At 29.9% G+C, this 24,903-nt stretch carries 29 protein-coding genes; 11 read left to right on the forward strand and 18 right to left on the reverse strand.

Translation table 11 applies throughout. The features are described from left to right. Window positions 1-129: 129 nt before the first annotated feature. From NPIRD3C_RS00305 to NPIRD3C_RS00320, 4 genes are all read right to left on the reverse strand, one after another. Window positions 130-1,098: an NAD-dependent epimerase/dehydratase family protein gene (locus NPIRD3C_RS00305; protein WP_148702314.1), complete on the reverse strand. Its 969-nt coding sequence runs from the start codon at window positions 1,096-1,098 to the stop codon at window positions 130-132. A gap of 137 nt (window positions 1,099-1,235) precedes the next feature. Further along, window positions 1,236-1,766, reverse strand: a complete 531-nt coding sequence (locus NPIRD3C_RS00310; RefSeq protein ID WP_148702315.1) for a type II toxin-antitoxin system RatA family toxin — start codon at window positions 1,764-1,766, stop codon at window positions 1,236-1,238. After that, window positions 1,763-3,667, reverse strand: coding sequence for a hypothetical protein (locus NPIRD3C_RS00315; RefSeq protein ID WP_148702316.1), 1,905 nt, complete (start codon window positions 3,665-3,667; stop codon window positions 1,763-1,765). The genes NPIRD3C_RS00310 and NPIRD3C_RS00315 overlap by 4 nt, the downstream gene beginning before the upstream one ends. A 12-nt stretch (window positions 3,668-3,679) precedes the next feature. After that, window positions 3,680-4,789: a DegT/DnrJ/EryC1/StrS family aminotransferase gene (locus tag NPIRD3C_RS00320; RefSeq protein WP_148702317.1), complete on the reverse strand. Its 1,110-nt coding sequence runs from the start codon at window positions 4,787-4,789 to the stop codon at window positions 3,680-3,682. 63 nt (window positions 4,790-4,852) lie between these two features. Here NPIRD3C_RS00320 and NPIRD3C_RS00325 point away from each other — a divergent pair, with 63 nt between their 5' ends. From NPIRD3C_RS00325 to NPIRD3C_RS00335, 3 genes are read left to right on the forward strand one after another with little or no spacing between them, the layout of a single operon-like run. After that, window positions 4,853-5,848, forward strand: coding sequence for an NAD-dependent epimerase/dehydratase family protein (locus NPIRD3C_RS00325; protein ID WP_148702318.1), 996 nt, complete (start codon window positions 4,853-4,855; stop codon window positions 5,846-5,848). A 37-nt stretch (window positions 5,849-5,885) separates the two neighbouring features. Then, entirely contained in the window at window positions 5,886-6,536 is a 651-nt protein-coding gene (locus NPIRD3C_RS00330; protein ID WP_148702319.1) for a pentapeptide repeat-containing protein, read from the forward strand. A gap of 2 nt (window positions 6,537-6,538) precedes the next feature. Continuing rightward, window positions 6,539-7,360 (forward strand): polysaccharide deacetylase family protein, encoded by an 822-nt coding sequence (locus NPIRD3C_RS00335; RefSeq protein WP_148702320.1) that lies wholly within the window; start codon window positions 6,539-6,541, stop codon window positions 7,358-7,360. Here NPIRD3C_RS00335 and NPIRD3C_RS00340 read toward each other — a convergent pair. Both NPIRD3C_RS00340 and NPIRD3C_RS00345 read right to left on the reverse strand, forming a co-directional pair. After that, window positions 7,352-7,708 (reverse strand): holo-ACP synthase, encoded by a 357-nt coding sequence (locus NPIRD3C_RS00340; RefSeq protein ID WP_148702321.1) that lies wholly within the window; start codon window positions 7,706-7,708, stop codon window positions 7,352-7,354. The genes NPIRD3C_RS00335 and NPIRD3C_RS00340 overlap by 9 nt on opposite strands. Before the next feature lie 34 nt (window positions 7,709-7,742). Continuing rightward, window positions 7,743-8,294 (reverse strand): acyltransferase, encoded by a 552-nt coding sequence (locus tag NPIRD3C_RS00345; protein ID WP_148702322.1) that lies wholly within the window; start codon window positions 8,292-8,294, stop codon window positions 7,743-7,745. Between the two features lie 83 nt (window positions 8,295-8,377). On the opposite strand from NPIRD3C_RS00345, the gene NPIRD3C_RS00350 reads away from it, so the two are divergent. From NPIRD3C_RS00350 to NPIRD3C_RS00370, 5 genes are all read left to right on the forward strand, one after another. Further along, window positions 8,378-8,617: an acyl carrier protein gene (locus NPIRD3C_RS00350; RefSeq protein ID WP_148702323.1), complete on the forward strand. Its 240-nt coding sequence runs from the start codon at window positions 8,378-8,380 to the stop codon at window positions 8,615-8,617. Beyond that, the gene (locus tag NPIRD3C_RS00355; protein ID WP_237087675.1) at window positions 8,610-9,038 is read left to right on the forward strand and encodes a MaoC family dehydratase; all 429 of its coding nucleotides are present in this window, start codon (window positions 8,610-8,612) and stop codon (window positions 9,036-9,038) included. Before NPIRD3C_RS00350 ends, NPIRD3C_RS00355 begins: the two co-directional genes overlap by 8 nt. A gap of 6 nt (window positions 9,039-9,044) precedes the next feature. Further along, window positions 9,045-9,785: an SDR family NAD(P)-dependent oxidoreductase gene (locus tag NPIRD3C_RS00360; RefSeq protein ID WP_160272827.1), complete on the forward strand. Its 741-nt coding sequence runs from the start codon at window positions 9,045-9,047 to the stop codon at window positions 9,783-9,785. An 81-nt stretch (window positions 9,786-9,866) separates the two neighbouring features. Further along, window positions 9,867-11,624: an HAD-IIIC family phosphatase gene (locus tag NPIRD3C_RS00365; protein ID WP_148702325.1), complete on the forward strand. Its 1,758-nt coding sequence runs from the start codon at window positions 9,867-9,869 to the stop codon at window positions 11,622-11,624. A gap of 71 nt (window positions 11,625-11,695) precedes the next feature. Next, complete coding sequence (locus tag NPIRD3C_RS00370) at window positions 11,696-12,730, forward strand: GDP-mannose 4,6-dehydratase (RefSeq protein ID WP_148702326.1); 1,035 nt, start codon at window positions 11,696-11,698, stop codon at window positions 12,728-12,730. Here NPIRD3C_RS00370 and NPIRD3C_RS00375 read toward each other — a convergent pair. Then, complete coding sequence (locus NPIRD3C_RS00375) at window positions 12,720-13,592, reverse strand: glycosyltransferase family 2 protein (protein WP_237087676.1); 873 nt, start codon at window positions 13,590-13,592, stop codon at window positions 12,720-12,722. The two genes, NPIRD3C_RS00370 and NPIRD3C_RS00375, sit on opposite strands and share 11 nt — an antisense overlap. 30 nt (window positions 13,593-13,622) lie before the next feature. Next, window positions 13,623-14,648: an SIS domain-containing protein gene (locus NPIRD3C_RS00380; protein ID WP_237087677.1), complete on the reverse strand. Its 1,026-nt coding sequence runs from the start codon at window positions 14,646-14,648 to the stop codon at window positions 13,623-13,625. An 84-nt stretch (window positions 14,649-14,732) separates the two neighbouring features. Here NPIRD3C_RS00380 and NPIRD3C_RS00385 point away from each other — a divergent pair, with 84 nt between their 5' ends. Further along, window positions 14,733-15,905, forward strand: coding sequence for a glycosyltransferase family 4 protein (locus NPIRD3C_RS00385; RefSeq protein ID WP_148702328.1), 1,173 nt, complete (start codon window positions 14,733-14,735; stop codon window positions 15,903-15,905). Between the two features lie 10 nt (window positions 15,906-15,915). On the opposite strand, the gene NPIRD3C_RS00390 is transcribed toward NPIRD3C_RS00385, so the two are convergent. Beyond that, a complete protein-coding gene (locus tag NPIRD3C_RS00390; RefSeq protein ID WP_148702329.1) occupies window positions 15,916-16,248 on the reverse strand; it encodes a hypothetical protein in 333 nt (110 codons plus the stop codon). A gap of 436 nt (window positions 16,249-16,684) precedes the next feature. Here NPIRD3C_RS00390 and NPIRD3C_RS00395 point away from each other — a divergent pair, with 436 nt between their 5' ends. Next, window positions 16,685-17,119 carry a hypothetical protein gene (locus tag NPIRD3C_RS00395; RefSeq protein WP_148702330.1) on the forward strand — a complete coding sequence of 145 codons (435 nt, stop codon included), beginning with the start codon at window positions 16,685-16,687 and terminating at the stop codon, window positions 17,117-17,119. Here NPIRD3C_RS00395 and NPIRD3C_RS00400 read toward each other — a convergent pair. The 3 genes from NPIRD3C_RS00400 to NPIRD3C_RS00410 are packed head-to-tail and all read right to left on the reverse strand — an operon-like array spanning window position 17,103 to window position 20,128. Beyond that, window positions 17,103-17,543 (reverse strand): hypothetical protein, encoded by a 441-nt coding sequence (locus NPIRD3C_RS00400; RefSeq protein ID WP_237087678.1) that lies wholly within the window; start codon window positions 17,541-17,543, stop codon window positions 17,103-17,105. The genes NPIRD3C_RS00395 and NPIRD3C_RS00400 overlap by 17 nt on opposite strands. 25 nt (window positions 17,544-17,568) lie before the next feature. Further along, the gene (locus NPIRD3C_RS00405; protein ID WP_148702331.1) at window positions 17,569-18,912 is read right to left on the reverse strand and encodes a ThiF family adenylyltransferase; all 1,344 of its coding nucleotides are present in this window, start codon (window positions 18,910-18,912) and stop codon (window positions 17,569-17,571) included. A gap of 1 nt (window position 18,913) precedes the next feature. Beyond that, complete coding sequence (locus NPIRD3C_RS00410) at window positions 18,914-20,128, reverse strand: threonine synthase (RefSeq protein WP_148704070.1); 1,215 nt, start codon at window positions 20,126-20,128, stop codon at window positions 18,914-18,916. A 218-nt stretch (window positions 20,129-20,346) separates the two neighbouring features. Here NPIRD3C_RS00410 and NPIRD3C_RS00415 point away from each other — a divergent pair, with 218 nt between their 5' ends. Then, window positions 20,347-20,913: a hypothetical protein gene (locus tag NPIRD3C_RS00415; protein WP_148702332.1), complete on the forward strand. Its 567-nt coding sequence runs from the start codon at window positions 20,347-20,349 to the stop codon at window positions 20,911-20,913. A gap of 1 nt (window position 20,914) precedes the next feature. Here NPIRD3C_RS00415 and hisI read toward each other — a convergent pair whose 3' ends face one another. The 6 genes from hisI to NPIRD3C_RS00445 are packed head-to-tail and all read right to left on the reverse strand — an operon-like array spanning window position 20,915 to window position 24,902. Beyond that, window positions 20,915-21,244 (reverse strand): phosphoribosyl-AMP cyclohydrolase, encoded by a 330-nt coding sequence (gene hisI / locus NPIRD3C_RS00420; RefSeq protein WP_148702333.1) that lies wholly within the window; start codon window positions 21,242-21,244, stop codon window positions 20,915-20,917. Window positions 21,245-21,266: 22 nt separating this feature from the next. After that, window positions 21,267-22,067: an imidazole glycerol phosphate synthase subunit HisF gene (hisF, locus tag NPIRD3C_RS00425; protein WP_192827854.1), complete on the reverse strand. Its 801-nt coding sequence runs from the start codon at window positions 22,065-22,067 to the stop codon at window positions 21,267-21,269. Then, a complete protein-coding gene (hisA, locus tag NPIRD3C_RS00430) occupies window positions 22,057-22,767 on the reverse strand; it encodes a 1-(5-phosphoribosyl)-5-[(5-phosphoribosylamino)methylideneamino]imidazole-4-carboxamide isomerase (RefSeq protein ID WP_148702335.1) in 711 nt (236 codons plus the stop codon). The genes hisF and hisA overlap by 11 nt, the downstream gene beginning before the upstream one ends. Then, window positions 22,764-23,366: an imidazole glycerol phosphate synthase subunit HisH gene (hisH, locus tag NPIRD3C_RS00435; RefSeq protein WP_148702336.1), complete on the reverse strand. Its 603-nt coding sequence runs from the start codon at window positions 23,364-23,366 to the stop codon at window positions 22,764-22,766. Before hisH ends, hisA begins: the two co-directional genes overlap by 4 nt. Further along, the gene (locus NPIRD3C_RS00440) at window positions 23,366-23,953 is read right to left on the reverse strand and encodes an imidazoleglycerol-phosphate dehydratase (RefSeq protein ID WP_148702337.1); all 588 of its coding nucleotides are present in this window, start codon (window positions 23,951-23,953) and stop codon (window positions 23,366-23,368) included. The genes hisH and NPIRD3C_RS00440 overlap by 1 nt, the downstream gene beginning before the upstream one ends. 28 nt (window positions 23,954-23,981) lie before the next feature. Beyond that, window positions 23,982-24,902, reverse strand: a complete 921-nt coding sequence (locus NPIRD3C_RS00445) for an HAD-IA family hydrolase (RefSeq protein WP_148702338.1) — start codon at window positions 24,900-24,902, stop codon at window positions 23,982-23,984. Between the last annotated feature and the right edge of the window lies 1 nt (window position 24,903).

Below are 24,903 nucleotides of genomic sequence, written 5' to 3' on the forward strand. Positions count from 1 at the left end.
AAATTTTTATTCTTAAAGTTAATGTTTGAACATAATCGTAGGTAGTTTTTTAAAAATAAAAAAATCATCTACATTCTAAAAATCTAATAATTAATTTTTAACACATTAGAAAAAATTTGCATTATTTATTCAAGTTGGTTTATAATATGATGCAGTAATTTTCAATCCCTGATCTAGTGTAACACTTGGTTTCCATTTTAAAAGCTTGATAGCTTTAGAATTAGACATTTGCAATTTTGGAATCTCCATTGCCCTTTTAGGAAAGCTGTTCCATTGAATTTTACCTTTGTAACCGGTAATTCTTGCAAGTTTCAATGCTAGTTCTTTTATTGTTACTGCTCTTCCAGTAGAAATATTGATGGACTCACCATGTAATTTGTTATTTTTACTTTCTGCTGCTAAAATATATGCAGCAAGTAAATCAGGTTCAAAAACAAAATCTCGTGAAGGTCTAGGATCACCTAGTTTAATCAATGATTTGTTATTATACATTTGATGAATAATACTTTCAATTACAAATTGATGGTTATGTTTTCTACCATAAGAATTCGCATTTCTAAAAATTATTGCAGGGAACCCATATGCATCATACAAATACTTGAGAAATTTTTCAGAAGCAATCTTTGCTACAGCATAAGGACTTGCTGCTTGTAATTCAACATTTTCTGGAATTGGGAATTTGGTTTGTACACCATATTCTTCAGCAGAACCAGAAAAGATGAAATGTTTTAATTTTGGGAGTGTACGTCTGGCTGCTTCAGCCATATTTACAACACCCATGAAATTTACGTTAAGTACTTCAGTTACATGTGTGAAACTGTATGCAACAGATGTTTGAGCACCTAAATGAATTATAACATCAGGTTTGAAACTAGATAATGCATCTTGAATCGTAAGATAGTCTGTTAAGTCACCATAAAAGTATGAAATGCCTTTTTTCTTGTCACCTCTAATCATAGATTCAGTATTTGGGGCTAATGCACGATCAGAGGAAGATACATTTCTAACTAAGGTTCCAAGAGTATGGCCTTTTTGAAGTAATTTTGAACCAAGTTGATCCCCAAGAAAACCAGTCATACCAGTGACGAATATTTTCATAAATAACGCAACTTTTACAGTTTTATAAGTTTGTCTGACTTTAAAATTCTCAGTTAAGAAAGAAATTGATTTCTTAATTCTTAAAACAATTAAAAATAAAAAAATTTAAAAAATGAAATTATATGAAAATTAAAGAATTAATTATTTTTAATATAATTTACAAAACTATCAATAACAGTATTAGTTGCATGATTTAGATTGGAATCAGGAAGATATGCAAAAGGTATGAGTAATCCAGTTAAATGCATTTCAGATTTTATTGATACTTTTGTACCATAATCAACATCTTCAAAAATAATTGTGATTTTTGTTCCTTTAGCATCACCATCAAGAATTTCTAAAACATGATTTTCATATGGTGTTACTATATGTTTTACAGTTAATGTTGCAGTAATACCATTTTCATATATAGTTTCTTTAGCAACTAAAACATTAGAATTTTGTTCAATAATTTCTACATCTAAGAAATTTTCTCGAAGAACAGAAGGATAGTTTGAAACATCTGCCATTAAGTCAAATAATTGTTTTTTTTCTATATTTACAATTTTAACAAAATTCTTTTCTGTAGTAATTTCTCGATATTCTGTAGGCAAAGTCACATAAATTACTAGAGATATGAATATTGCAGAATATATGCATAATAGAAGAGTTTGTTGTTTAGAAATCAATTTTTCAAATTCCGAATCTCAAGAGAGTTTTTTATCATTTCTTCTACCCAGGTTATGGATCTACCTTCATCAAGTATAGCATTTTTCCAATGTTCTAATCCTTGAGGATCAGGTTCTCTAAACAATATTTGATTATAAACTTCAGTAATTTGTTTTGTTGCTATTCCCTCAGGAGAAACCAATAATTCTTCTTTAACATCATCAATGGTTTTTGTATTATTTAGAATAATATTTTTTAAATGTTCTATCTCATTTTGAGAAGGTTCTCGTTTAAGTATTAATTCATATAAGTGGTTCAGTTCAGATTCAATTTGAAATTCATTAATTTGTGTATGAGATTGCATAATAAATAATATCAAAACAGAACAAAGTATTGAAAGTATAATTATTTTATAAAATATATTTGATTTATTCCAAAATTTTTTGGCATGATTGTATAATAAAAATAGAGTAAAAAGTGAAATTAAAACGGATACAAAAATCCAAAAGAAGGGGTTTTCGTTAGGCCAAATGTTAATAACATATCTTACGCCTACATCTGGAAATATTTCAGCCATTCCAAAATATACTTGGTTTGCTATGTCTGCTCTACCATCTCTAAAAAAATGAGCATATATGGTTCTTGCAAAGATTAAATTGAAACTTACTCCAATGTAAGTTGAAAAAATTAATAATAAATGAAAAATTTTATTCCTCGAATATTTTTCCAACAATACTGCAAAAGGGAATATAGCCAAAGGTAAAATGGGTAGCATATATCTACTTGGAAGAGACCAACCAGCAGCATTTCCGATTAGAATACTATGACTAGTCAAAAACAATACAACAATACTTACAATAGAAATTGTTAATATTCTATCTTTAGCCCAAAGAAATTTCAGACCAAAAAAAGATAAAAGAACTATTGGTGAAAATAAGAAAAGACCATAACTTTGCCCAAATAATAAATTACTTAATCCAGAAAATGATTTTAAGATTAAACCATGAATACTATCTGAAATTCCTTGAATGAAAAAAACGTTATAATCACCTCCAAGACCTGGATCTCCGCCTTCTACTGGAGCCCCAACTGAATGTAATAATAAAAATAGAGTAAAGAAAATTGAAAACATTCCAACTAACTGAAAAATTCTATTAAATTTTCTGTGTTGAATCAAAATCATTGCCATTACAGGCAATAGTATTAATGGAAAAATCAAAAATGGGATTTTAAAAAATGGCATGAAACCTAAGATGGCACCAATTAAAGAAATATGAAGAAATGTTTTTTCAGTTTTAAAAAATAAATAGATTGCAGTAAGTACAAAAAATCCAGTTAGTAAATCAGGATACATACGTGGAGAAAAAACTAATTCAATCGTAGCAAAACTAAACAATAAAGTTCCAAGAAATGCAATATTTTTTTTCGTATAATTAAGTAAAATTTTATAATACAAGACACCTTGAAGTGCAAAAATAATATTCATAGTAATCATGGAACCTAAAATACCACCTAAGAAGTATCCAGGTGCAATAATTATCGAAGAACCAGGTTGCAAAAAATAACAATGCCCATCTCTAGCAGTTAAAGAATGATGTAATCTACAGCTGTCAACAGCATAATAAAGATCAGGAAATAATAATTTTTCATCTTTATTTGGATCTTTATAAAAATCATCTGGATGAAGTGAAAAATGTCGAGTTATTGTAGAAGCAGTTTGAAGATAAAATGGCTCATCTCCAGAAAATAGTGCAAATGATTTATGGATAATGCGTTCATTACTGGTTTCCCAAGTAGAATATTGATATACAGTAATGGAAAAAGATACAAAAAAAACTATTAAAAAAATACTTAATTCAGTTTTTGTAATTGGACTATTAGAGTAAATTTTTTGAATTAAGGAGTAAAAGGAGTTTTTCATAGACATTTTTCATCATTGTTCAAAAAACTCATTAATTTTCCGACATACATATCTCAATTGAGATTTGGTGAGAGTAGTAGATGACGGTAAAAACAAACCTCGTTTAGAAATTGATGAAGATACTTTGAATAAATCATCTTTCATTTTATAAGGGGGAAGAGTATGAAGAGGTGGAAAAAAGGGCCTAGTTTGAATATTTTTTTGTTCAAGAAATTTCATAAGTTTTAATTTTAATTTTTCAGTTTTTAAAAGAATGTCTACAAACCAAATTGTTTGTTCTTTTAAATTCGTTTCAACAAATTCAATTTCAGGAATGTGTGACAAATGTTTTTTATAAAATTTGTATAGTTCTTTTTTCTTTTTTATATTTGAAGATAATTTATTCATTTGTGCAACTCCCATTGCAGCTTGGAATTCTGTAAATTTGAAATTATAACCTATAGTATCATGAACAAACACCTTGTTCATTTTTTGTTTATCTTCAAAAGATCTTCCAAAATCTTTTAGGGTAAGCAATTTTTTATAAATATTTTTTTTATTTGTAATAACCATTCCTCCCTGACCAGTAGTAATTATTTTAGGTATGCTAAAAGAAAATGCTGCAACATCACTTTGAGTGCCAATATGATGTTTCCCATAATAAGATCCAATTGCATGGGCAGCATCTTCAATCAAAAAAAGATTATTTTTCTTGGCAAATTTAGAAAGTTTGTTTATATTTATAGAACGACCATTGTGGGCTACAAGCATTACAGCTTTAGTTTTTTTGGTTATCAATTTCATCAGTTTATTAAAATCTAAATTCATAGCAATAGGCTCAATATCAACAAGTACAGGTTTTGCACCAGTCATCTCTACTGCATTTGGAGATGCTACAAATGTTAAATCAGGCACAATAACTTCATCACCATATCCAATTCCTAATGATTTAAGTCCAAGATACAGAGCTACAGTTCCAGATGTAACAGCACAAGCATATTTTATCCCAATAAATTCAGTAAACATTTTTTCAAATTTTCTAGTTTTTTTTGCCTCAGTATACCAACCAGATTCAATAACAGAAAGTAATTCTTGTTTTTCTTTAATGCCAATTGATGGTTCAATTTGGAAAATTTTTTTCAAAGTTTGAAATCAACTATTAAAAAATGGTACAGTTAATAAAGCTAATTTCAAAGTTTGAATGTAATGAAAAATAATTTCATTTTAGTTACAGGTGGTGCAGGATATATTGGAAGTGTTCTTACAAGAAAACTAGTAGAAAAAGGATACAAAGTTAGAATTTTAGATTCACTTATTTATGGAAAACAAGGAATTGAAGAACTTATTGATAATAGTTCAGTTGAATTTATTAAAGGTGATATTCGTGATGAAAAAATTGTTAAAGAATCGATCAAAGGAATTGATTGTATAGTACATTTATCCGCAATTGTCGGAGAGCCATTATGTAAAAAAATTCCAGAAGCTGCAAAACAAATTAATGAATTAGCTACAAAAAAATTAATTGATTTAAGTAAGCTAGAGGGAGTGAAACGTTTCATTTTTTCGTCAACATGTAGCAATTATGGAACAAGTGATGGGATTGCAAATGAAGAAAGTGATTTACACTTTCTTAGTTTATATTCAGAATGTAAAGTACATTCAGAAAAATATATTTTAGATTCAAAAACTGACAATTTTGAAACTTGTGTATTAAGATTTGCCACAGCATTTGGATTATCACCTAGAATGAGATTTGATTTACTTTTACAAGAATTTATTAGAGATGCTTTGGTTAACAAAGAAATAATTTTATTTGGTGCAAACTATTGGCGTCCACTAGTACATGTAAATGACATATCTAATGCATGTATTCTATCTATTAATGGAAAAACTGAAAAAATTTCAGGCCAAGTTTACAATGTAGGAGATGATTCTCAAAATTACACAAAACAAGATTTGGCAAAGATTATTCAAGATAAAATACCCTCAACAAAAATTTCAATTGTAGAATCAAAAAAAGATCCAAGAAATTACCAAGTTTCATTTAAAAAAATTAAAGAACAATTAGGTTTTTCAATAACAAAATCAGCAAAAGATGGAATTGACGAAATAATTAATGAAGTAAATAATAATAATTTAGATCCACAAGAGTCAGAATTTTCGAATATGTCCAAATTAACAGAGAAAGTTAATGTTTACTAGTTTAATATAATAAAATATTTGTGATTAACAATATAAATTGAAAAATAAATTGGTAAAATGGATGCTATATCCAAAATTTAGTAAAGGTAGTTTAGTAATTTCTATAGTTTTAGTAATTGTATTAACAATAACAATTCCAGAATTATTAAGTCTAAATGAGATAGATAAAATATATTTAGAAAATGAAATAAAATGTGATATTAATAAAATACAGAGTAATATAGAATATAATTCAAAAAAGAATTCTTATCTAAATTTAGATTATAGTAATTGCGATTTTGAAGGTATAGTTATTAATAAAATTGATTTAGAATTTGGAAATATGAAATTTGCCAATTTAGAAAATGCTCAAATATCTAACGCTAATTTAAAAAATACTAATTTCTTTCGTGCAAATTTATACAACGCAAATTTAGAGAATAGTGATTTAACAAATTCAAATCTAGAGCGAGTAAATATAGAAAATGCAAATTTGAAAAATTCAAAATTAAATGGAGCATATTTCTATGGAGTAAATTTCAATAATGTAACATTGTATAATGCTAGTTTCTATAAAGCACACTTAGCAGGTTCAAATTTTACTAATGTTGATTTGAATGGTGTTAATTTTACAGATGCTATATTTTATGTTGAAAATTTGGGAGAGACAATTTTTAAAAACTGTACAGGTTTTGAAAGATGTGAATAATTTTGGTTAAAAATTTACTTTCTATTGACTTAGAAGATTATTTTTGTGATCTTCCATTCAATAAATGGAAAAAATATGATAGCAGGATTGAAAAAACAACAGATAAAATTTTAGATTTGCTTGACAAATATAATCACCAAGCTACATTTTTTTCATTAGGATATATTGGAGAAAAATTTCCAGAGCTTATCGAAAAAATTATTAAAAAAGGACATGAAATTGCAAGCCACGGGTATTATCATAAAGATTTAAGGAAAATTTCAAAAGAAATTTTTGAAGAAGACTTGTTAAAATCCATTAAAACTTTAGAACAAATTTCTGGAGAAAAGATATTGGGTTTTAGAGCTCCATTTTTTTCAATTGATGAAAATAATTTTGAAGTATTTCACATCATGAAAAAATATCTAAAATATGATTCTAGTGTTTTTCCAGTAAAAACTCCATTATATGGACTTCCAAATGCGCCAAGAAAAATTTACAAAATGAATGTAGATAATCCACTAATAAAAAATGATGAAGGAGATTTTTTAGAGATTCCTTTAGCTACTATAAGAATACCAATTATTGGAAATATCCCCATTGCAGGAGGATTCCACTTGAGATTTTTACCAATTAAATTTTTGAAATTTGGAATAAATCATTTGAATAAAACAGGGAATGTAGCAATGTGTTACATTCATCCAAAAGATCTTGATCCAAAAATGCCACATATTCCAGAATATGCCTGGCATTATTATTGGGGGCTAAATTCTGCTGCAAAGAAATTCGAGTATCTTTTAAAAAATTTCAAATTTTCATCTGTGCGAGATAGTGTCTCATTCTAATTCATTAATTGGAAATAATACAAATGCTGTGGCAAATTTGTTAGTATGAGATAATGAAACAGATGCATTATGAGAAAAAGGTAATTTCAATACAGGTTTAGAATTATTCATTTGAACTTCTATTTCAAAAAGATTTAATTTTTTTTTATCAACTGCTTTAATTGTTGCTTCTTTTGCACAAAACCTTGCAGCAAAATGAGGATAAGGATTAGATTTTTTCATACAATATTTGATTTCTTCAGGTGAAAATATTTTTTCATAAAATGATTTTTTTTGTTCATAAGGCATGTTAGAAAATCGGGTGACTTCTTCAATATCTATTCCAATATTAAAAATTCTAGATTTCATACAAAAATGAAATACAAATCTCTTTAATAATATTTCAAGATATTTTTTTAACAACTCTTGCAGGATTGCCAACAACAACACAATTATCAGGAACATCTGATGCAACCACACTACCAACAGCTGTTACAGAATTTTTTCCAATAGTTACATTATTAGTAATTATGGTACCTGGCATAATCATTGCTCCGGATTTTATAGTAACATTACCTACTTTTCTAGGGTATATTTTATGAAGATGATTATTTGCACTCATGTTAGAATGGGCAAAAATCATAACATTACTACCAATTGATACATTGTCACCAATCGTAACAAGATGAGGATACAATAAATCAATTAAAACATAAGGAGACATATGACATTGTTTTCCTATTTTAACTCCTCTTACACGTTGCATTGAGATAGAAAAGTTTGGAATGGGAGACGAATATGCAAAGTAATGAAATATCCAAGATTTAAGAAATCGCAATCTAACTTTAATTCTGCCCCAAGTGCCAGAATAACCATAGTCTTTCATTAATTCTTGTTCTGCAATTCTAAAATTATCATCAGGTTGCAATGTTACTTCAACAATGAATTTCAACATATGATTATAATACTTATGGAGAAAAAATTTATTTATCTTATTTAGAGTAAACGCTAAATTTGTTGCTTTTTTATATGAATTAAATGTCTAAAAAACTCTTTGAAATCATAGCACATGTTATGTCAATTCCAGTTTCAGAAATTAACGACAAATCAGGTCCAGATACAATAGAATCATGGGATTCTTTTAATGGATTAGTATTATTAGATGAACTAGAAAGTACATTTGGTGTTAAATTTTCTTTAGAAGAGATTACAGATGTAAAAACAGTTGAGGACATTAAAAAACATCTAGTAAATCATGGAGTTAATTTAGATGAATGATGAAATAACGGTTTTAGATTTTTCTCAAATAAAAATTGGAATGGAAAAAAAATTTAGAATAGTGGTGACAGAGTATATGTTAGAAAGTTTTGCAAATTTATCAGGAGATTATAATCCATTACATATGAATGAAAACTATGCAACAAATACATCTTTTAGAAAACGCATATGTCATGGGATGTTATTATCTTCGTTTCTTTCAAGATTAGTAGGAATGTATCTTCCAGGTCAAAATGCATTATACATATCCCAATCTCTAAAATTCCATTCACCCTGTTTTGTTAATGATAAAATTACCATAATAGGCAAGGTAGTTTCAAAAAGTGAATCTACACACATTATTACATTAAAAACTATAATTGTAAATGAATCTGGAAATTGTTTGGTAGATGGAGAAGCAAAAGTTTTGTTGAGGGAATAACAATTGTTGAAAAATAAACGAGTTCTAATAACTGGTGCAAATGGTGGAATAGGTTCATCTATTACAAAAGCAATATTAGAAAACCAAGGAAAAGTGATTTTATTTTATCATAAAAATAAAGATCAAATTGATAAAATAATAGAAGATAATCTAGGACAAAAAACCAATATAGAGATATATCAAGTGGATTTATCAAAAAAGGAAGAAATTACTAATGTGTTATCTAAAACAATAAAGAATGGAATTGATATTTTTATTCATGCAGTAACATTGCCTATATCTCATAATAAAATTCAAAATATTGATTGGAATGAATATCAAAAAAACATAGATTTACAGACTAAATCATTCTTTGAAATTACAAGAATATTAATTCCCACAATGAAAGAAAAGAAAAGATCAAGGATTATTAGTATTTTATCATCATATACTATAGGAACACCACCTAAGAGTATCAGTCCATATGTTGTTGGCAAATACTCATTATTGGGTTTAGTAAAATGTATGGCAACAGAATTAGCACCCACTGGAATTACGGTGAATTGTATTTCACCTTCAATGACAAACACTCCTTTAATTGACAAATTTCCCAAAAAACTAATAGAAATAAATGCTGTTCAAAATCCTCTTGGTAGAATATTAGAACCTTCAGACATTCTTTCAACAATATTATTTCTATGCGAAGATAATTCAGACTTCATAACAGGTCAAAATATCATTATTAGTGGTGGAGAAATAATGTATTGATTTTCTTAAAAAAAAGTATTAAAAGAAATTTTGAAGGGAAAAAGATTAACGTAAATAGTGAGAAATAGTAGCTGTTATAAAATGAATGAAGATAATCTAAGTTACTATATTAAAAAATCAAAACAGATTCAAAGAATTCATTCAGAACAGAGTAAAAAAATTGCTCTTCTGGGAAATTTCACTTTGAATGGGTTAAAAGAAGTGTTAGATGTTTTATCATATGAAAAAAAACTAGATCTGAAAATTTATGATTCACCATACGCACAATTTAAACAAGAAATAGTAAACCAGGACAGTAAATGGCATAGTTTCAGACCAGATCTTACTTTTTTAATTTTAGATTTTGATGCATTAGTAGGAGATACAAGATTCGAGTATTATTCATGGAATGAAGAAAAGCGAAAACAACTAATCAATAAAACATGCGATGAATTTGAAAACTTTTTAGTAAATGCACTAAATTCTCAAAATGGAAAAATCATAGTATCAAATTTTATTGTTCCTGATTTTTCACCATTTGGGATTTATGATTGTAAAGTAAAGTACTCGTTAAGAGATTTCGTTAATGCTTTAAATCAAACTATTAAAAAAAATGTAGAGAATTATCCATCTTTATATTCTATGGAATTTGATTTATTTTTCTTAAAATTTGGTGAAAAAAACCTTAAAGATCAAAAATTAAGATTTTTAGCTGACATCATAATATCTCCATCACATATACCAGATCTTGCAAAGAAAATTATGGGATACATAAAACCACTATTTGGATTAACAAAAAAATGTCTTGTTTTAGATTTAGACAATACATTATGGGGAGGAATTTTGGGAGAAGATGGATTAAATAATATTTTGCTAGATGAAAAAGCTCCTGGAAATGCATTTTTAGAATTTCAAAAGGTTATTCTTCAATTATACAATAGAGGGATAATTTTAGCAATTAATAGTAAAAATAATTATTTAGATGTCAAGGAAGTTTTTAAAAAACATCCTAAAATGCTACTAAAAGAAAAAAATTTTGCAGATATTCAAATTAATTGGAATGATAAAGCATCTAACATGATTGAAATATCAAAAAATTTGAACATTGGAACAGATTCTTTTGTTTTTTGGGATGATGATCCAGTAAATAGAGAATTAATAAGAAGCCAATGCCCAGAAATTACAGTTATAGATGTTCCAAAAGATCCAGCTCAATTTGCCAATACATTAAGGGAAACAGATGAATTTAACTCCTATAACATAACTTTAGAGGATTCTCAAAAAGGTAAGATGTATGCAGAACAAAATTTGAGAAAAAAAGATCAAAAAAAATTTTCTAATTTAGATGAATTTTTGACTAGTTTACAAATGAAAATAAAAATAAAAAAAGCTGACAAATTTACAATTCCAAGAATATCTCAGCTAATTATGAAAACGAATCAATTTAATTTAACTACAAAAAGATATTTTCCAGAAGAAGTAGAAAAAATGGTTAACAGTAAAAATTATTTAGTTAAAACATTTTCTGTACAGGATAAATTTGGAGATAATGGTTTAACAGGTTTATATATTGTAAATAAGGAAGAACCAAAAAAATGGAAGATAGACACATTTCTTATGAGTTGCAGAATAATGGGTAGAAATATTGAGAGAGTAATGATGTCAGATTTAATAAATGAAGCAATAAAAGAAAGAGTTGAAAATATTTCAGGAGAATATATTTCTACAAAAAAAAATGAAGTGACAAGAGATCTGTATGATAAATTAGGTTTTTCAAAACTAAATGAAAATACGTATGAATTAAAAAACCTGAAAAAAAATATCATAGATGTAGACAATATAGAAATTTCTAAAAATTAATCTTAAATATCATATATATGACAAAATTTGAAGTGAGAACAATTTTAAGTTTCATTTTTACGTAAAATGTAATGAGTAAAACAGTGTTGATTACAGGAATTACAGGGCAAGATGGAGCATATCTTGCAAGATTTCTTTTAAGAAAAAACTATAAAGTTTTTGGTTCATATAGAAGATTATCCACACCAAACTTTTGGAGATTACATTACTTAGGAATATTTGATAAAATTAAATTTCTTTCATGTGACGTTACAGATTCTAGATCAATCTCTGAATGCATACAAGAATCTAACCCTGATGAAATTTTTCATTTAGCTGCACAAAGTTTTGTAGGGGCTTCCTTTCATCAACCATTATACACTACAGACATTACAGGTCTTGGCACAGTTAGAATGTTAGATGAAATAAAAAGATCAAATAAAAAAATTAAATTTTATCAAGCATCTTCAAGTGAAATGTATGGAAGTGAGTCTTCTAAAATTAAAAATGAGTTAACAGAATTTCATCCATCAAGTCCATATGCAATTGCAAAATTATATGCACACTGGACCGTGAATTTATACAGAAAAGCATATGGAGTACATGCAACATCCGGAATTTTGTTTAATCATGAATCATCCTTAAGAGGATTAGAATTTGTAACTAGAAAAATTTCTAATGGAATTGCAAAAATTTCTCTGGGGCTATCAAAAGAACTAACATTAGGAAATGTTTCAGCACAAAGAGATTGGGGATACGCACCAGAATATATAGAAGGTATGTGGATGATGTTACAACAAAAAAATCCAGATGATTATGTTTTAGCTACAAATGAAGTGCATTCAGTAAAAGAATTTGTCCAAGAAGCTTGTAAAATTGCTGGAGTCCCATGTAAAAAAATCCAAATTTCAGAAACAAATTTGAGGCCATTTGATCTTCAGTATTTATGTGGAGATTATTCTAAAGCAAAGAAAAAATTAGGTTGGAAACCAAAAACAAAGTTTAAAAAATTAGTTAAATTAATGGTTGAGGAAGATATATCAAGGTGGGAAAGGTGGTTAAAGAAAGAATATTTTCCATGGGATGCAGCAACATCAGGAGAGGATTCAAAAATAATTAATTCTTGATTTTAATTTTACTTATTCCATATAATACAACAGACATTAGAAGAAGCATCGTCCCTATCATCATAGAGCCAATAGCAGAAACAAGAAGTGGAATAGGAAAAAATCTTACTTCATTAAAAAAAGATATAGACCAAATTAGAAACCCAACTCCAATAATTAACAATAGCATTCCAGGAATTCCCAGATATTTTAGAGGATGAGAAATTGCAATGGATTCTATTAAAGATGTTATTACCTCACTAATATGCGAAATAGGATCTTTAGTAGAAGTTTTTTCACCAGTATTGTAACTAACGGTTACACCAACTTCAACAATATTTAATTTCTTTCTAGATGCATCAATTAAAATTTCTGAATCAGCACCAAACCCATTTGTCCTAAAAGAAATGACAGAAACCGCTTTTTTTGAATAAGAACGAAATCCACTTTGAGTATCTCTAAAAGGTAATTCAGATGCTAAGTTAGTCATAGAATCTAAAAATTTGTTACCAAATTTCCTATATGAAGGCATTTCATCTTTATTTGAACGAAATCCAATTACAATATCCACTCTTTCATTAATTATGGGAGAAATCAATTTAGGAATTTCTTTTGGAGAAAACTGTCCGTCACCGTCAATAGTTATCATTACATCAAAGTTTTCATTTTTTGCAAAATCAAATAGAGTTCTCATAGCTGCCCCCTTACCAAAATTTTTTTCATGTTCAATTACTGTGGCTCCTGCTTTTTTTGCTTCTGTAGATGTATTATCATTAGAGCCATCATCACAAACAATTACACGATCAACATATTGAAGTATATTTTTTACCAGTGTTCTAATTATCTTCCCCTCATTAAATGCAGGAATACACGCAATAATCATAATAATAGAATTTTTAACCTAGTCTAAAAACTATTCTAGATTAGAATCAAGATGATTTTTTACAAAATCAATAGATTTGATAGTAGAAGGGTCTATTCCAGAATAGATGGCTTTGTAAATTGTGGCATAATCAAGTCTATAAATTAAATCCATCAATTTTGATAATATATTACCATTAACTGAAAATACTTCAAAATACTCAATTTTATTTTCATTAAAGTATTTTTTTAAGATTTGCCAACGTTCTTTAGTTTTAGAATAATCATTGTTACCTTGAATAAGTATAGGTCGAAGTGATGATGATTTTTCCCATGCTACAATTCCATTATGACAAGACTCGATAACATCTTCAATAATTACATGAGATTTTGCATTTTCCTGTAATGAAGATTTGAATCTGATTGCTGCAGCCTGTAATCCATGTGGATAATAAATTAACGGAATGTTTGTAATCCATTGAGACAATAAAAGTGAAGGATTTGTTTCTGTAAGATTTTCAGAGTTTATTAATTTTTGAGTATTTTCCAACACAGATATGGATTCATCAATATCATTTTCAGTAATTGGTAAAAACGGTTTTAAAATTTTAAGCAATGAATAAACATATGTAACAAAAGATGATCTGGGAGAATGCATTTTTTTAATCATATGAAATTCTAGATTATGCTTTTTACAAAATTCCTGCATTTTACCACCTGATGAAAATGCAATAAGATTACAGTGAAGTTCTCTTGCGGTTTTTAAAACATTTAGCGTCTCAACAGTGTTCCCAGATATGCTTATTGTAATTACTAGAGTTTTAGAGTTTACTGTTTTTGGTAGTAGATATCCTTTAACCAAAGTTATATGAATATCATTTTTTGAAAAAATTGAATAGAAAAGATTCCCTATTGCACCAGAGCCACCCATACCTGCAATCACAATATGATCAATATCAGAAAAGGAAGTTACATCCAAGTCTGAAGAGTATGCATCTTTTGCCAATTTTGGCCATTGGTCATAGATTTTATGCATACCCGAAGGATCAAATTTTTCTAAATCAAATTTAGTAAGCATACTAAAATAAAATCAATTCAAATCAATATAATTATTATCAAATCAACGACATGCTATTATGAAACTAGATTAAAAGTCAAAATATTGAATATTTTACTACTCTCTCAATTCTTCTCAATTACAAAAGGAGGTGGAGAATATGTCTTCAAATTAATGGCAAAAAATCTCACAGAAAATGGCCATAAAGTATGGGTAATTACAAACAAAGTGAAAGGCGAAACATATCCAAACTTAGCTAACCTTAAAATTATCATGGTCAATCCAACGCTAGAATATAAAGGAGGACTGCCACCAACTTTTTTAGACAATATTAGATATGTCATCAATACATTTCAAGCGGGGAAAAAAATCATTAAAGAACAAAACATCGATATTATTCATTCAAATAATTTTTCGCCGTCACTTGCGGGTTCACTAATGTCATACTTTACAAAAAAACCACACATCATAACAATTTTTGACATTTTCTCTCAAAATGATAAAGACTTTTGGAGAAAATGGATAAAGCAGGTAAAAGTTTCAAAAATTAATGCAATATTAGTACCATGGTTTGAAAAAATTCTTATAAAAACAAGATATGATGCAATCTACACAATTAGTGATGCATCCAAAAACGATATCCTCAAGATGAATACAAAAAAACCAATATACAACATTCCACCAAGCATAGAAGATACAGTTCAGTTAAATGAAAAAATAATTCCATTCCAATTCATATGTATTAGCAGATTGGTATTTTACAAGAATTTAGAAATAATAATTAACGCAATGTCAGTTGTAGTAAAATCAATTCCACAATGTAAAGTAATCATAATTGGAGATGGTCCACATAAAGAATCATTACAAATACTAATTAAAAACTTAGAATTAGAAAAGAACATTATATTCAAAGGATATACAACATCGGCTGAAAAAATGAAATTAATTTCAGAATCAAACGCAATGCTATTTCCAAGTATTTTAGAAGGATTTGGTTTAGTTATTTTAGAAGCATTTTCTCAGAGTAAACCAGTATTAGTATCAGATATTCCTCCAATGTCAGATATTATTATTCACAATGAGACAGGTTTTGTTCTTGATGAAAATAATTACAAAATATGGGCAGAACACATTACAAAGTTAATTAAAAATCCACAATTATCCAAAAAAATGGGAGAGAATGGTAACAATCTACTTAAGATAAAATACAATCGAAAACAATTCTATGATAAATTAATTAAAATGTATAATGATATAGCTAGCGATTTAGGAGAATAGTATTGATTATTCAAAATAATAAGATCATCATTTGGACAGTATTTGTATTTTCAATTAGCATAGTTTTGATTAGTTTTGTTTCAGTAATATTTCCAGCTTTGATCCCACTATCAAATACAATAGATATTCCAGGAATAGAATCAGTAACACCAAATCCATATGAGATGGGAGTATGGTCAGGAGTAATAATTATTTCAAATATTATAATTTTTGGTCTACTATTTTTGTATTTTAAAAATAAATTACCTAAACCAATTTCATATGAATTAAAAAGATTATTTGCATTTGAAATTTCAAAGAAGAACACATTAATCATCTTAATTATTTTATTTGGAATATACATTTCTACAAGTGCATCAGAAATATTACAAGAAGAAGAGTATAGTGATTTTATAAAGATTAAAGAAGTATTACAGTATTGGTCTATTGAGAGAATTAATTCATTTGAACCACATGTGAATTATTTTTTATTATCAACATCAATGGCTATTTTTGGAAGTTATAAAGTAATTCCATTTTTCGGAAGTTTAGGATTATTGGTTACAACTTTTTTTATTACTTATACTATCACACAAAAAAGATTTGCAGGAATAATATCAACTATAATATTAATGCAAAGCAATTTGTTTTTGACATATGATACATCAGCCACATATACAAATTTTTGGATACTTTTTTATTTATTGTCACTATTTTTTGTTTATAGATCTTGGCCACTTTCACCAGTATCATATTTAATTTCCATTCCGTCGAAAATTTTAACCATCATGTTTTTTCCAATGTCAATTTATTTTATTTTACGGTCAGATATTTCAAAAAATAAGAAAACTATTGTAATTTCAACAATCTTGGCAGTTGTAATTATAGGTGGGATTATTGGATCAGGTATAGGTTCTGCTCAACGAAATGAAGTAACAGAAGAAAAATTTAGTTCTAAAGAGATGTTGATGGGATTTTCATCTTTTGCAACACAATTAAGATTTGATGGATTAGTTTTATTATTTATGATTCCATTAATTGTTGGATTATTTATTGTTTCAAAAAACGGAATCAAACATGGAGAATCCATGATGTTGCTAATTGCAGGTTTACTTCTAATTGCACCAATTATTACAGGTTTTACAAATCAGACAAACCAGCCATACAGATTTGTGCCATTAGTAGTATTTTTTGCAATAGGTGTCGGAGTACTATTGTCTAAGAGACAGGTCTGACAAAAGTCCAAATTGATTTCATAGTATCTCCAGATTCTACATAATATCCATCATGTGCAAATCTAGCAAGATGAATATTTTTGCTGCTGTAAGTATCAAAAAGGGAGGTACTTGAGACTAATCCTTCAGTAGTAAATGTTTCAAATTGTACTCTACGTATTACTTGAAATTTTTGTTCATCAATAGTAATGATTGGATCTGTTCCTAGTGATGCCTCATAATTTAAGAAAGAATTCAATCTATTTTTATTTAGATCAGAAAATTTTGATGATTCTAAATAAACGATTAATGTTCCATCTGAATTTCTAACAGTTGTTTGTGCCAAAATAAAGATATTATCTCCAAGTTCTGTTGAAAATGTACCATATGAAGAAGCAATTGGTAAAAATAAAAAAACCACTGAAAAGAAAATAATTTTGTTCATAATATCAACATAATTTTGAAGATTATTAATTTGCCGTTTTTATAGAAGTCCTGTTTCCAAGTAATTCTTTGTATAACAAAATTGCTTCTTGTTCATCTTTTGGTCCAACTACTACGGCCGAACCCTTTTTCATAAAACTAACTGACATATCATTTGTTCGCAGTGATAATCCAAGTTCACCCTGATTCTCGACTAGAAATCCTTTTTCTTTTGCAATGTTTGTAACAGATTCAACATCAAGATCAAGGGTATGAGTAGGAGTTATAGAGAATGTTCTCTTTCCCCTGTTTCTTCCACACAGTTCTTCTAAGAGCAGTTCCTCTTTAACAACTTCTTCTGATTTTCCAGTTCCACACACAGGACACTCTTCTGCTCTAAATGTTCTAGTGCTTGTAAAGTCCAAATTCTCAATATCAACATGAAGTATCTTATCAGAGAGACTAGGCTTTTTGCCCATAACAACTTTGACTGCTTCGGCAACCTCGATTCCGCCAACAATTGATAGAATAGATGGATGTACTCCTTCAATGCTGCATGTAGGCATGGTATCCTCATCTAATGCAGGAAACATACAGTGGTAACACGCACTAGTCCCAGGTAGAATGGTAAAAATCTGACCAGATACTCCAACTGCAGCACCAGTTACAAATGGAATACCAAACTTCACACATGCCTTATTGAGAGCATATCGTGCATTGACACTATCAAGGGCATCAACTACAACATCACAGCCTTCAACTACTTCTAGTGCAGTGTAATCATTGACTGAAACTGCTAATGCCTCTATTTTACAATCAGGATTTAGTTTTTGTAATTTCTTTGCTGCAACTTCAACTTTAACTTGACCTACATCATCTTCATCAAACATTGTCTGTCTATGTAGATTAGATAGTTCAATTATATCTCTGTCAACAATTCTCAGAGTTCCTACACCCATTGCAGCAAGTCTAGAAGTTATGGGATTTCCCAGTCCGCCAGTTCCAACTACACAGATTTTAGAGTTTTTTAGTTTGAGCTGCCCATTATATCCAATCTCTTCAAGCATTACCTGACGAGAAAATTTGTCTAGTTCTTTTTTGGATAATTCTTGAGAGCCGCCAGCTACTGCAGGTAAGATATACACCTCATCGTTGTCATTAAGTACAGTATCCATCCCACTAGAAAATTTTGCATTCTTTCCGTTAATGTAAATATTAATCAAAGAACGAGGAGTGCCATCACCTTCCAATACTCTTCTCTTAAAATCATCACCCATCACTTCAGATATTTTTGCAAACGCATCTTGGAGTGAATCAGCTGAAATCTCTGTCTTTTTCTCCCCGCCGCCTTGATTTAGCACAGATGGAATTGTAAATGTAATATTTGCCATATTAGTTTACTACCGCCGATACTTCTGAAATGTCTGCCTTGAGCACCTTAGGCTTTTGCAATACTTCCATTATAGATTCAGTTGCTTTGAGACCGTTTCCAGTAACATAACATACCACTTTGTCGTTTTTGTCAATTTTGCCCTGTTCAACCATCTTTTGCAGTACAGATACAGACACACCACCTGCAGGCTCGGTAAATATCCCCTCAGTCTTGGCTAGGAGTATAATTGCATCTAAAATCTCCTGATTATTGCATTCTTCTGCAAATCCGTCATACTGCTCCAATCTCTTTAGCACATATCGCCCATCTCCAGGATCACCTATTGCAAGACTCTTGGCAACAGTATCTGGATTTTCAACTGGAATTACATCTTTTGAATTTTTCTTAAACGCATCAACTACAGGGGCACATCCATGTGGTTGTGCTGCAATCATGTGCATGTTTGATACGTCACCTAACAGCGAAACTGTTTGAAGTTCTTCAAATCCCTTACAAATTGCATTAAGCATAGCACCACTACCCACTGGAACTATTAGTTGATCAGGTACCTGCCAGTCAAGTTGTTCTGCAACTTCAAAAGCCAAAGTTTTAGAGCCTTCAACATAGTGTGAACGCATGTTAATGTTAACTATACCAATTCCTTTGCTATCACCAATTTGTGCAGCGATTCTATTTGCATCATCATAAGTTCCATCCACTGCAACATAGTTTGCACCATAAGATAATGCTTGTGTGATCTTTGCCATCTCGATATTACTTGGAGCAAACACATGACATGGAAATCCACCTTTTGCTGCATGTGCAGCAGTAGCTGATGCCAAATTACCAGTGGAGGCACAACCAACAGCTGACAGTCCAAATTCCTTTGCTTTTGAAACTGCAACTCCGGCAGGTCTGTCTTTGAATGAAAATGTTGGGTTTACAGAATCATTTTTGATATACAAATTATTCAAACCAAGTGCCTTACCAAGATTCTCAGCTTTGGTAAGTGGTGTCATTCCAGCATCAATGGATACAATATTTGATTTGTTTTCTATTGGCAGTAGTTCAAAATATCGCCAATAAGTATGCTCACGGTTAGTGAAGGTATCTTTTGTAACTGCTGGAAAATCATACTTTACATCTAGTGGCCCAAAACAATCATCGCAGATATACTTGAAAGTAGATTCATACTCTTTTTTACACTCTCTACACTGTAATGATGTTCTTGCCAAGATCAATTTTTTGCCTTAAAAGATAGATAAAAAATCCTAATATCAAGTTAAGTAATACTTAATTTTTCGATATAAAAAATATAATAAAAATTTTATTATTATTTGCAAAAAAATAGAAGAGGATGAGGTATTTTGAGAAAAATTCATAAAAATACATTATTTTGTAAATTTTTCAAAAAGTAGCAAGGTTTTTACAGATTTTATCAAAGTAGAATTTTATGAATAAGGCTGTAGGAGGAGTCATTGGGGGGGTTATAGTTTTTGCAGTAATTTTAGGTGTTATTCTTTCATTAAATCCAGATTCAGATGTAGCAGAAGTGGAAGATACATTAGATAAAGAGATTCTACCAATAGATGTTCCAGAGATTGAAGAGAAATTAAATGAAATTGAAGAAATTGCCAACAGTACAGAATATGAAATATTAGAAAGAGAATGGCAAACATCAGGACCATTTCAAATTGACAGAAAAGAGTACGCTATTGGAGAAAAGATTTTCATAAGAATTGGAGGGTTACAGTATTTAGAAAAGGGGCAGATTGCAGTAATGATGCCATTAAATGCGACTCATCAGAAAGTATACCTTACAATTCCTTTTGATGAATCTAAAAAATCAGCATTCAATTATTATCTAGAGCCACAATTATCAGCAACTAGAGATATTTGTTCTGTTAATGATCTTATTGGAAAGTGGACACTAGTTTTTAGAGGAACAGAATACCAAAACCTATATTTCAAAATAATAGATAAAGTTGTACCTGGAACAAATGTTGAACCAGTTTGTTAGACTATTTTTCTAAGTTGTGATGAAAGCAAACTTTTTCACCTGTATGACATGCAGGTCCTGATGGCTCTACAAGATAAATAATTGCATCTGAATCACAATCAACTAGAATTTCGCTAACTTTTTGAGTATTACCAGACTCTTCGCCTTTCATCCACAGTTTGTTTCGTGAACGACTCCAAAACCAGGAATTTCCAGTTTTTTTTGTCAATTCAAGAGATTCTTTATTAGAGTATGCTAGAGTCAAAACATCTTTCGTATTTGCATCCTGAACAATAACTGGAACTAGCCCATCGCCTTTGGCAAAATCAATTTCTTCAACTGTTTTATCCATGATTCATTATCACAAAATTTCCTTATAATCGTACAGAAATGTTTTTACCTCTAAGAATTTCTTTAACTCTATTAACTGATTGCTCTTCATAGTGAAAAATAGATGCTGCCAAAGCAGCATCAACATCGGATTTTTCAAATATTTCATACATATCTTCAGGCTTGCCACATCCACCAGAAGCAATAACAGGTACAGAAACAGCATCCACTACATTTTTGGTAAGTAAAATATCATACCCATCTTTAGTTCCATCTTTATCTATACTAGTTAGTAGCACTTCTCCAGCACCAAGATCTGTTGCTTTTTTTGCCCATTGAATTGCATCAAAATTGGTTCCTTGTTTTCCACCATAAATGAAAACTTCAAACCAGAATTTTTTTCCATTTTCCTCAAACATTGTTTTTGTAGAGTCTTCTGAATAGTTTCGTTTTGCATCTATGGCTATTACAATACATTGTTTTCCAAATATCGTCATCAGATCAGTTAGTAGTGAGGGATTCTTTACAGCACCTGTATTTATTCCAACTTTATCTGCGCCACTAAGCAAAATATTTCTTGCATCCTCCATGCTATTTACTCCACCACCCACAGTAAATGGAATATCAATTACTTTGGCAACACTAGATACTAGTTCTTTGATTGTTTTTCTTTTTTCTTGAGATGCAGTTATGTCTAAAAAGACCAATTCATCTGCTCCACCTTCACTATATTTTGCTGCAAGTTCTACTGGATCTCCTGCATCTTTGATTGATTCAAAGTTTAATCCCTTTACTACTCGTCCGTTGTCGACATCTAAACAAGGGATTATTCGTTTAGTTAACAAGTTGTTTTGCCTCCTTAATTGAAACCTTATTTTCATACAATGCTTTACCCAAAATTACTGCAAATGCATTTTTTGTTTGTACATTGGACACATCATCAATTTTTGATATTCCACCACTTGCAATAATATTTGCATTTTGTATTGCACATGCTTTTTCTAAATATTCCAGATCTGGGCCCTCCATTGTTCCATCTTTACTTACATTTGTGAGTAGAAATTCGGTGAATCCCATGCTTACAAATTCATTTATTGCATCAAGTAATGGTGTTTTTGTACTCTCTTGCCAGCCATGTGTAACAATAAAGCCATCTATATGATCAACTGAAATTACAATTTTTGAAAATCCATATTTTTTGGCAAGACGCTGTAACAGTTCTCTGTCTTTGAATGCCAAAGTACCAATAACAATTCTAGTAGCAAAAGAGATTGCTCTATCAATGACTGCCTCATTACGTAAACCACCAGCTACCTCAACAGGTATTGATAAGGATTTGGTGATTTTTTCAATTAAATCTAAATTGTTACCAATTCCAATTGTTGCATCCAAATCAACAATGTGTAACATGTCTGCTCCTGCTTCTTGCCATTTTTGGGCAACTGACATAGGATCATCGCTGTACACTGTTTTCTGTTTAGGATCACCTTTGTACAGCCGAACTACTTGTCCTTCCATCAGATCAATTGCTGGAATTATTTTCATTTGGAACACTCTCGTAAGAAATTCTTTAGCATTAGTGCACCAACATCACCTGACTTTTCTGGGTGGAATTGAGTTCCAAAATAATTATCTTTTTGAACGATAGCTGGAACTTTGATATCATAATCAGATTCAGCAACTACAACATCTTGTGTTGCAGGATTTACTCTGTACGAGTGTACAAAGTAAACCCAAGAATTGTTTTCTACCCCTTCAAGAATTTTACTTTCTTTTTTTATCTCAAGTGCATTCCATCCCATATGTGGAACTTTTAGAGTATCAGGCAGAACAACAACATCACCACTAATTATTCCAAGACCTCTTTCTTTTCCCTCTTGGCTTTTCTCAAAGAACATCTCCATGCCTAGGCATATTCCAAATACAGGGGTTTCACCAACAACTTTAAGAAAATCTACAGAATTACGATTTATGCTTTGTATTGCAGGATCAAAATTTCCGACCCCTGGCAAAAAGATTCCATCGTATCCTGTTAGAGTGTCAGCTTGAGTTTGTACCTCAACTGTTGCGTTTTGTTTTTCTAATGCATTTTTAAGGCTGAAAATATTTCCAGCCCCATAATCAAATATTGCAATTTTTGTCATTACATTGCGCCTTTTGTACTGGGAATTCCTTTTTGTTTTGAGTCTTTAGAACATGCAATTCTAAATGCTACTGCCAGAGATTTTATTGCTGCCTCTACCTTGTGATGATCATTATCTCCATACTTTACAGTAAGGTGGATACAGCTGTTTAGGTTCTGTAGTAAAGATTGGAAAAAGTGTTCAAGATCTTCTTTTGATACATCTTCAATCTTTGTTCTCTTTATAGACAAAGTTAATTTGTAAAATGGTCTTTTCACCAAATCCACTGAAGCTTCAGCTAGTGATTCATCCATTGGTACTGATGCATAGCTAAATCTTGTAACACCTGCTCTATTTCCCAGTGCTTTATCAATTGCATTTCCAATTGTAATTGCAGTGTCTTCAATTAAATGGTGTACAATATTGTCTTTTGATTTTGCTTTCACTGTTAAATCCAACATTGCATGTTTCCCAAATGCAGTGATTAGGTGATCAACAAAGTTTACACCAGTAAATACACTAGTTTTTCCATTACCATCAATGCTAACTGTAACTGAAACGTCTGTTTCTTTAGTTTCGCGTTTGATTTTACTTGAGCGTTTTTTCATCTTATCACCTAAGAATACTGATATTTTATCAAACTAAATTTAATACCTTCGGAATATCGTCAATTGATTCCAGAATCATATCCACGCCTGACTCAGCAAACATTTTACGCCTGTCTTCAGGACTTGTACTTGTGCCTACAATTGCACAAAATGTGGTTGGATTTCCTGTTGCTGTTGCGTCTTTTGCCATCATATAATCTTCCATAGAGTCACCTACATAAAGACAGTTTTTTGATTTCATAGACTGGATGGCACGAATTAGTGTTACAGGGTTTGGTTTTGCAAGTTCTCTTGGTTCATCTTCTAAAAATGCTGAACTTTGAGTATCAAAGTAATCAAGCATATCTTTTAGTGAATAACGAATAGATTCAATTCCTCTGCCTGTAACAATTGCTAGTTTTTTTCCAAACTCTTTTTGTAATGTTTGTAATAAAGATATAGACAAGATTACTTTATCATTTGAGATCATTCCCTCTTTAGAAAACCTTGATTGTTTTCCAAATAATTTTTTGTATAATTCTGGTCCAAAAAAAAGCTGATCAAATACAGAATACAAAGGATTGTTGTGGCGATCATTTAATGAACCTAATTTAGATAAAATTTCAGAAAGATCACAAATTGATTCAAGATAAGATTGAACAGAAAGTATTCCAGTCTTATCAGCATTTGAAATAACTTTGTAGATAAATTCAGATGGTTCTTTGTTTAGTTTGTTAGCCGCATACAATGACAGCACTGCAGCATATGTTAGATCAACTTCATCATTAAATCCCCCTGATGCTTTGAATCCATCAATTATTTTGTGATCAATAACTATTGAATCAATGCCTGCAAATTCTTTGAGTACATATCTGCAAGTCTCATCAATTGTTTTGTCATAAGATTGTGTAATATCAACTAGTACTCCATCACAATCAAAGATTATAGAATCAAACTTTTGGGCGGTCAAT

Origin of the sequence: Nitrosopumilus piranensis (assembly GCF_000875775.1) — an archaeon.
GTDB classification, from domain to species: Archaea; Thermoproteota; Nitrososphaeria; order Nitrososphaerales; family Nitrosopumilaceae; genus Nitrosopumilus; species Nitrosopumilus piranensis.

Coding starts and splice junctions, on each gene's coding strand:
- NPIRD3C_RS00400 (WP_237087678.1), bottom strand. CDS start 17,543: ATGAACAAAATTATTTTCTTTTCAGTGGTTTTTTTATTTTTACCAATT.
- hisH (WP_148702336.1), bottom strand. CDS start 23,366: ATGACAAAAATTGCAATATTTGATTATGGGGCTGGAAATATTTTCAGC.
- NPIRD3C_RS00355 (WP_237087675.1), top strand. CDS start 8,610: ATGAATGATGAAATAACGGTTTTAGATTTTTCTCAAATAAAAATTGGA.
- hisA (WP_148702335.1), bottom strand. CDS start 22,767: ATGAAAATAATTCCAGCAATTGATCTGATGGAAGGACAAGTAGTTCGG.
- NPIRD3C_RS00440 (WP_148702337.1), bottom strand. CDS start 23,953: ATGAAAAAACGCTCAAGTAAAATCAAACGCGAAACTAAAGAAACAGAC.
- NPIRD3C_RS00315 (WP_148702316.1), bottom strand. CDS start 3,667: ATGAAAAACTCCTTTTACTCCTTAATTCAAAAAATTTACTCTAATAGT.
- NPIRD3C_RS00325 (WP_148702318.1), top strand. CDS start 4,853: ATGAAAAATAATTTCATTTTAGTTACAGGTGGTGCAGGATATATTGGA.
- NPIRD3C_RS00365 (WP_148702325.1), top strand. CDS start 9,867: ATGAATGAAGATAATCTAAGTTACTATATTAAAAAATCAAAACAGATT.
- NPIRD3C_RS00375 (WP_237087676.1), bottom strand. CDS start 13,592: ATGATTATTGCGTGTATTCCTGCATTTAATGAGGGGAAGATAATTAGA.
- NPIRD3C_RS00405 (WP_148702331.1), bottom strand. CDS start 18,912: ATGGCAAATATTACATTTACAATTCCATCTGTGCTAAATCAAGGCGGC.
- NPIRD3C_RS00395 (WP_148702330.1), top strand. CDS start 16,685: ATGTCAATTTATTTTATTTTACGGTCAGATATTTCAAAAAATAAGAAA.
- NPIRD3C_RS00305 (WP_148702314.1), bottom strand. CDS start 1,098: ATGAAAATATTCGTCACTGGTATGACTGGTTTTCTTGGGGATCAACTT.
- NPIRD3C_RS00380 (WP_237087677.1), bottom strand. CDS start 14,648: ATGCTTACTAAATTTGATTTAGAAAAATTTGATCCTTCGGGTATGCAT.
- hisI (WP_148702333.1), bottom strand. CDS start 21,244: ATGGATAAAACAGTTGAAGAAATTGATTTTGCCAAAGGCGATGGGCTA.
- NPIRD3C_RS00345 (WP_148702322.1), bottom strand. CDS start 8,294: ATGTTGAAATTCATTGTTGAAGTAACATTGCAACCTGATGATAATTTT.
- NPIRD3C_RS00340 (WP_148702321.1), bottom strand. CDS start 7,708: ATGAAATCTAGAATTTTTAATATTGGAATAGATATTGAAGAAGTCACC.
- NPIRD3C_RS00370 (WP_148702326.1), top strand. CDS start 11,696: ATGAGTAAAACAGTGTTGATTACAGGAATTACAGGGCAAGATGGAGCA.
- NPIRD3C_RS00415 (WP_148702332.1), top strand. CDS start 20,347: ATGAATAAGGCTGTAGGAGGAGTCATTGGGGGGGTTATAGTTTTTGCA.
- NPIRD3C_RS00350 (WP_148702323.1), top strand. CDS start 8,378: ATGTCTAAAAAACTCTTTGAAATCATAGCACATGTTATGTCAATTCCA.
- NPIRD3C_RS00390 (WP_148702329.1), bottom strand. CDS start 16,248: ATGTATATTCCAAATAAAATAATTAAGATGATTAATGTGTTCTTCTTT.